This is a genomic window from Paraburkholderia sp., from assembly GCF_035656215.1.
GTDB lineage: Bacteria > Pseudomonadota > Gammaproteobacteria > Burkholderiales > Burkholderiaceae > Paraburkholderia.
The window spans coordinates 1-6,285 of sequence record NZ_DASRSY010000446.1 but is presented as its reverse complement, the minus strand read 5'-3'; the positions used below and the strand labels follow the sequence as shown (position 1 = coordinate 6,285).

Here is a 6,285-nt window from a genome sequence, read left to right as displayed (position 1 = left end):
GCAAGGCGGCGAGGGCGAACAGCACGGCGATAAAGATTGACGGCAGTTGACCCATGTGCAACCGCCGCAACGCCTGCACCAGCGGGGCGAGCAGAAAGCTGAGCAGCACGGAGAGCGTGATGGGGATCAACACCTCGCGGCCGAAGTAAAGCGCGCACACCACCACGACGCCGGTGATGATCGAAGCCAGGCCATGCAGACTGGGGGTGCCTGGCGGGTAGACGCGGTTCGGCGTCCCGCGCGGCGGTAACGATATTTTCATGAGCACACTTCTCGATGTTGTGGCGCAGTCGCTTTTATTGAGGGCGCGCGAATGGGGCGGCAGCAGTCAGGTAAAAGCGCGTGAGCAATTCATATGCCCGAATTGTAGGCGCTTTGACTCGCGGAGGACTTATCCCTTAGCCCATGTGCAAACGCAACAGCGCGAACAGCTGCGAACTTGCATAGAGCAGCAAGCCGATAAAGCCGCCCACAATCGTTCCGTTGATGCGGATGTATTGCAAATCCTTACCAATGTTCAGCTCGATTTGCCGCGACATGTCGCGCGCGTCCCAGTTCTTCACGGTATCGCTGATGTGGCGCGTGAGGAACTGAGCGAAATCCGGCGCCATGGCGCGCGCCGCTTCTTCCAGGTGATCGTTCAGCGATTGACGCAGCGCGGGGTCGTGCGCCAGTTCGCGGCCTACCCATTGGCCCATCGCCATCACTCTGGCGTGCAGGGCCGAATCGCTGTCTTGCAGATCGCGTTTAAGCCATGCGCGTAATTCGCCCCACATATCCTTCACATACGTGCTCAGCGCTTCGCCTTCAACCAGATAACGCTTCAGTTCGTCGCCTTTTTTCAGGAACGCCGGATCGCTCTTGAGTTTGACGATCAGTTTCTGCGCCGCGTCGTCGAATTTCTGACGAAGCTGATGGGTGGGGTTCTCGCTGATCTGCTCGAGCATCCGGTTCACCGCGTTGGCGATCGCATCTGCGCCTTTTTCGCCGAGCCACGCCGACGGCAGGATCATCTCCATCTTGGGATATTCGCTCTTCACCCACTCGACGATACGTTCAGCGATAAACTCGCGCGCCTGCGGTTCGCGCAGCAGCGCCACGACCTGTTCGATGCCGGCGTCGAGCAGTTCCTGGTGACGGCCGTCTTTGGTGAGCGTGTCGAGAATTGCGCCCATCGATTGCGATAGATCGACTTTGGCGAGCACGTCGCGCAACGCGTCCTTGATGAAGACCTGGATGCGCACGTCGTCGGTCAATTCGAGAATGCCGCCCGTCAGTTTGACCACGTAGTCGCCCAGACGCGCGGTATTGGCCGGCTTCGTCAGCCAGCCGGTGATGCTTTGCGCCGGGTCGTGTCTCTGGATCAGGCCGACCAGCGACTGTACGTCCAGAAACTTGTCCTGCACGAACACCGCGAGGTTGTCCGCGATCTTGTGCTTGTTCTTCGGAATGATCGCGGTGTGCGCGGAGACGATTGGAATCGGCACACGGCGAAACAGCGCGACCACGGCGAACCAGTCGGCCAGCGCGCCGACCATGGCGGCTTCAGCCACCGCCTTGATGCCGTCCACCCAGATGCCGCGCGGCATGAAAGCGGTCACGAGGAAAACGCAGGCAGCGGCCGCCAGCAGCAGTAACGGCGTGCGCTTGGCCTTTTTCAGTTCGGTTTCTTTGTTCATCGGCAGAAGGGCAGCGGGGTTCGATTCGATTGGAATAGTGCGGCGCGATTGGCGCGCTCGTCCAGAAACGCGAGTGTAGCGCTGCTGTTCCGGCTGTGTGACACCGGTTTGGGACATTCTTTAGACCGCAGGCGCGGTAACATCTGCGGTTAGACTGCGAGGCGACACAATTGAACGGAATGGAGGCACAGTGATCAGGTTTCTGCACACCGCGGATTGGCAGATAGGCACGCAATTCGGCCAGTTCGAACCGGATGAGGCGGCGCATCTCGCGGAAGCGCGCTTCGACACCGTGCGCCGGATCGCCGAGGAAGCGGCGGCGCGCAAGGTCGACGCCGTGCTGGTTGCCGGTGACGTATTCGATCTGCAGACCGTATCGGACACGGTGATCCGCCGTTTGTTCGGTGCGCTGCAAGCGTTTTCCGAGCCGTGGATCATGCTGCCGGGCAATCACGATGCCGCGCTGGTCGAGAGTGTGTGGACCCGTGCGCAGCGCCTGAACTGCATTGCGCCGAACGTGCGAGTGGTGCTCGAACCCGGCGTGGTGACGCTCGACGCCTGCAAGTGCGCTTTGCTCTGCGCACCGCTCACACAACGTATCACCTACGACGACACGACTGGCTTCTTCGACACGACGGAGACGCCGAGCGGCTATCACCGCGTCGGACTCGCGCATGGCAGCGTGAGCGGGATTCTGCAGGAGGGCATCGACTCGTCGAACCCGATCGCGCCGACGCGTGCCGCGAGCGCACGGCTGGACTATCTCGCGCTCGGCGACTGGCATGGTCATTTGCGCGTCGACGAGCGCATCTGGTATGCCGGCACGCACGAGCAGGACCGCTTCCGCGGCAACGATCCGGGTTTCATGCTCGACGTCACGCTGACCGAGCCAGGCGCCGTGCCGGCAGTTGAAGCGGTGCGGGTCGGTAAATATCAATGGCATCGCTGGGAAGAGACGATCTCGGTGCCGACCGATGTGGATTCCCTCAAGATGCGCCTTGGCGCGTTAGGCAGTCACGACGTGCTGCGGGTCACTGTAAGCGGCACGACCGCGCTGGCGGAGGCCGAAGCGATTCACGTCGCGGTGGAAGAGACCCGCGCGCGGGTGCGTGCGTTACGCGTCGATCTGAGCGGCCTGCAGGTGCTACCCACCGCCGACGACCTCGCGGAGCTCGGCGCGCAGAGCGGCTACCTGGCGAAGGTGGTGGCGCGATTGCGTGGCCTGCAGGAGGATCCGCAGTCCGACCCGCAGCAGGTCAGGCGCGCGGCCGAGGCGTTGTTGCTTCTGGCGCGTTTTCAACGTGAACTGCCGCGCGAAGCGAGGTCCGCATGAAGCTGGAAAGTATCGCGATTCAGGAGTTCAAGCAGTTCACCGGACGGCTCGTGATCGACGATCTGCAACCGGGACTCAATCTCTTCACCGGCCCGAACGAGGCCGGCAAGAGCACGATCGCCGAAGCCGTGCGAGCGGTGTTCCTCGAACGCTACAAGGCTTCGCATCTGAAAGATTTGTTGCCGTGGGGTAAGGCGAGCGGCCAGCCATCGGTTGAAGTGACGTTCGATATGGACGGCACTGCATGCAGCCTCTCGAAGCAGTTCGTCACACGGCAGCGCTGCGAACTGAAGATCGGTCAGACCGTGTTCGGCGAGGACGAAGCGGAAGACAAACTCGCCGCGTTGCTCGGATTTTCGCGTGCCGCGCGTGGGCCGCTGAAGGCGGAAAACGCCGGCGTTCCCGGTTTGTTGTGGGTGCAACAAGGCGGCACGCATGAGGTGCGCGATTCCACCGGGCACGCGGCGCAGTATCTGCGCGATGCGCTTTCGCAACTCTCGGGCGGCAACGAATCCGCTGGTGAGGATGCGCTGATTTCGGCGGTGCAGCGCGAGCTTCGGCAATTACTCACTGCACGGACACAGAAGTCCACCGGGCCGCTGGCCGAGGCTGAACAGGCGCTGGCGGCGCTGATCGTTGAACGCGTCGATCTCGAACAGCAGCGCCAGCAGTTCGACGAGAACATCGTGCGTCTGGCCACGCAGCAGGAAGCCTTCGACGATGCGCAGCGTAAGCGCCCCTGGGAGCTTCATGAACAGAAAGCCGCGCAGGCGCAAACGCGCGCCGATACCGCGGCGGAACTCGAGCGCAGTCTTCAGGGGCTCTCGCAATCGCTGCAATTGAGCGAGGCCGAACTGGCGCTGTCCTTGCAGCAGGAACAGGCTGCGAACGAACTGGAAACGGCCGTTGCACGCGAGCGGCAGCAACTCGACGCCGCGCGGGCCAACGTGTCGGTGGTTCAGAACGAGCATGCGCAGGCTCAGGCAAGCGTGGCGCAATTCGACCAGGCGTACGCCGATGCGAGCCGCGTGCTCGAACTGGCGAACGCCGCGGTGACCGCGGGCGACCTGCGTAGCCAGATTGCGCTGCATAGCACCGAGAGCGAGCGGCTTGAAGCCGCTATCGCGGCCGCCGGCAAGGCAAACGAGGCCGTGCTGGAAGCGACGCGTGCCGCGGCGGCGGTCGAAATCGACGGCGCGCAACTGAAGCGGCTTCAAACGCTCGATGCCGAGTTGTCCGTGCTGCGCGCGCGCACCGAAGCGGCGATGACCCGTATCGAATACCGGTTGAATGGCGCGATCACCGTCGGCGATACAAAGGTAAGCGGCGAGGGTATGCTGCGGCTCGACGAGGAGAAGCTGATCGGTCTTGGCGAGCTCGGCGAATTGCGTGTGATTCCGGGCGTTTCCGATCTGCCAGCGCAGTTGTCTGAGCTCGCATCGCTCGAAGCCCGGCATGCGCAGTTGTTGCAGGCGCTCGGCGTGGCGTCGCTGAACGAGGCAGAGGGGCGACACGAGCAGTGGAAAGCGCTGGTCGCGCAGCAGAAAAGCCAGGCGAAGATCCTTGAGGTGCATGCACCGCAGGGAATCGACGCGCTGCGTGCTGCGTTGGCTTCGGCCGCTGCACGGTTGCAAGCATCGAATGAGCGGCTGGCGATCTTGCCGGATGTGTCCAACGCGCCACCGCTCGACGAGGCTCGCCGCAACGCCGATATTGCGCGTGACGCGCTTGAAGCCGCCAGAAAAGTGCTGACGCAGGCCGCGGAAAAAAGATCCACCGCAACGGCGACGACAGAATCGCTCGCCGCCCAGTTGCAACGCAAGGAAGCGCAACTGGCCGACGAAGCGTTTTGCCGCAACCGTGCGCAGTGGCAAACGAAAATCGTCGAACAGCGTGTGCAGGTCGAGGCGCTGAAGAAGCAGCGCGAAGGAAGAGAGCGCGAACTGGGCGCGGCGCGTCTCGACGATCCGGTGGCTGAAGCGAAACGCTATCGCGCGTCCGCGGAGCTTGCGCGCAACGAGCAGCACGAACGGCAACTACGGATCGCGCAATTGCGCAGCCAGCTTGAGACGGTTGGGGCGTCCGGGCTCGGGGAACGTCTCGCGACAGTGAACGCTTCAGTCGAACAGGCCACGCGTCGCAAGGACGAACTCAGCTTGCGGGCGAGTGCGTTGAGCCTGCTCGACGAAGTGCTCGTCGACGAACGCGATGCGGCCGTGGCGCAATTGCGTGCACCGTTGACCGAGCGGCTTGGGCACTACCTGAAGCGGATTTTCCCGCAGTCGACGATTGCACTCGGCGACGATCTGAGTCCCGCGACGCTGGACCGTTATGGGCGTGCGGAGACGCTCGACGCGTTGAGCTTCGGCACGCGGGAGCAGTTGGGTATTCTGACGCGGCTGGCGTATGCGGATCTTTTGAAGGCGTCAGGCCGGCCGACCTTGCTGATGCTCGACGATGCCGCCGTGCATACCGATGCGACGCGGCGCGATGCGATCAAGCGCGCATTGATCGACGCGGCCACGCGGCACCAGATTCTGGTGTTCACGTGCCATCCGGAGCTGTGGGACGATCTGGGCGTGAAGCAGCGGGCGATTGAAGATTTGAAGGTCGCGGCCTAACGAGCTTGCGACGCATCGAAAGTGAGCAGAGCGAGCAAAGTGCTCACTCATACCACCGCGGCGTATAAACCCATTCACCACCGTCGACGCCATTAGCAAACGCCCGCGTCGTCGACGACCCCACGATCACCATCGTCCGCATATCGACATCGGACGAGCGCAGTTCGCCGAGCGTGATCGTACGCAGCGTGCTGCCCGGCCTGCCGATGTCGCGTCCGAGCACCACCTTCGTGGCTGCGGCGCGGTGTTCACGCACGATGTCCAACGCTTTATCTAACTGCCAGGGCCGTGCGCGAGAGATCGGGTTGTAGAACGCCATCACCAGATCCGCTTCGGCCGCGTGCCTGAGACGCTTTTCGATGATGCTCCACGGTTTCAGATTGTCGGATAACGACAGCATGCAGAAGTCATGGCCCAGCGGCGCGCCGGCTTGCGCCGCGGTCGCCATGGCCGCCGACACGCCCGGCACGATAGCGAGTTGAACCGCGCGCCAGTCGGCGTTCGTCGAACCTCCTTCTTCCAGCGCTTCAAGTACGGCAGCCGCCATCGCAAACACGCCGGGGTCGCCCGACGACACCATCACCACTGATCGTCCTGTGCTGGCGAGTTCGAACGCATGACGTGCGCGCTGCATTTCTTCGCGATTGTCCGT

4 protein-coding genes and 1 pseudogene are annotated in these 6,285 nt (G+C 62.9%); 2 read left to right on the top strand and 3 right to left on the bottom strand.

The window, feature by feature from the left end; translation table 11 throughout:
* Window positions 1–262, bottom strand: a pseudogene (locus VFE81_RS26205) (AI-2E family transporter); the annotation flags it as partial.
* Window positions 263–398: 136 nt separating this feature from the next.
* Entirely contained in the window at window positions 399–1,679 is a 1,281-nt protein-coding gene (locus tag VFE81_RS26200) for a DUF445 domain-containing protein (RefSeq protein ID WP_325047366.1), read from the bottom strand.
* Window positions 1,680–1,869: 190 nt separating this feature from the next.
* Between VFE81_RS26200 and VFE81_RS26195 the strand changes: the two genes are divergently transcribed.
* Together VFE81_RS26195 and VFE81_RS26190 are read left to right on the top strand one after the other, a co-directional pair.
* Entirely contained in the window at window positions 1,870–3,012 is a 1,143-nt protein-coding gene (locus VFE81_RS26195) for a DNA repair exonuclease (RefSeq protein WP_325047365.1), read from the top strand.
* A complete protein-coding gene (locus tag VFE81_RS26190; RefSeq protein ID WP_325047364.1) occupies window positions 3,009–5,633 on the top strand; it encodes an AAA family ATPase in 2,625 nt (874 codons plus the stop codon). The genes VFE81_RS26195 and VFE81_RS26190 overlap by 4 nt, the downstream gene beginning before the upstream one ends.
* A gap of 43 nt (window positions 5,634–5,676) precedes the next feature.
* Here VFE81_RS26190 and VFE81_RS26185 read toward each other — a convergent pair.
* The coding region (locus tag VFE81_RS26185; protein WP_325047363.1) for a precorrin-3B C(17)-methyltransferase at window positions 5,677–6,285 on the bottom strand (609 nt) is incomplete at its 5' end.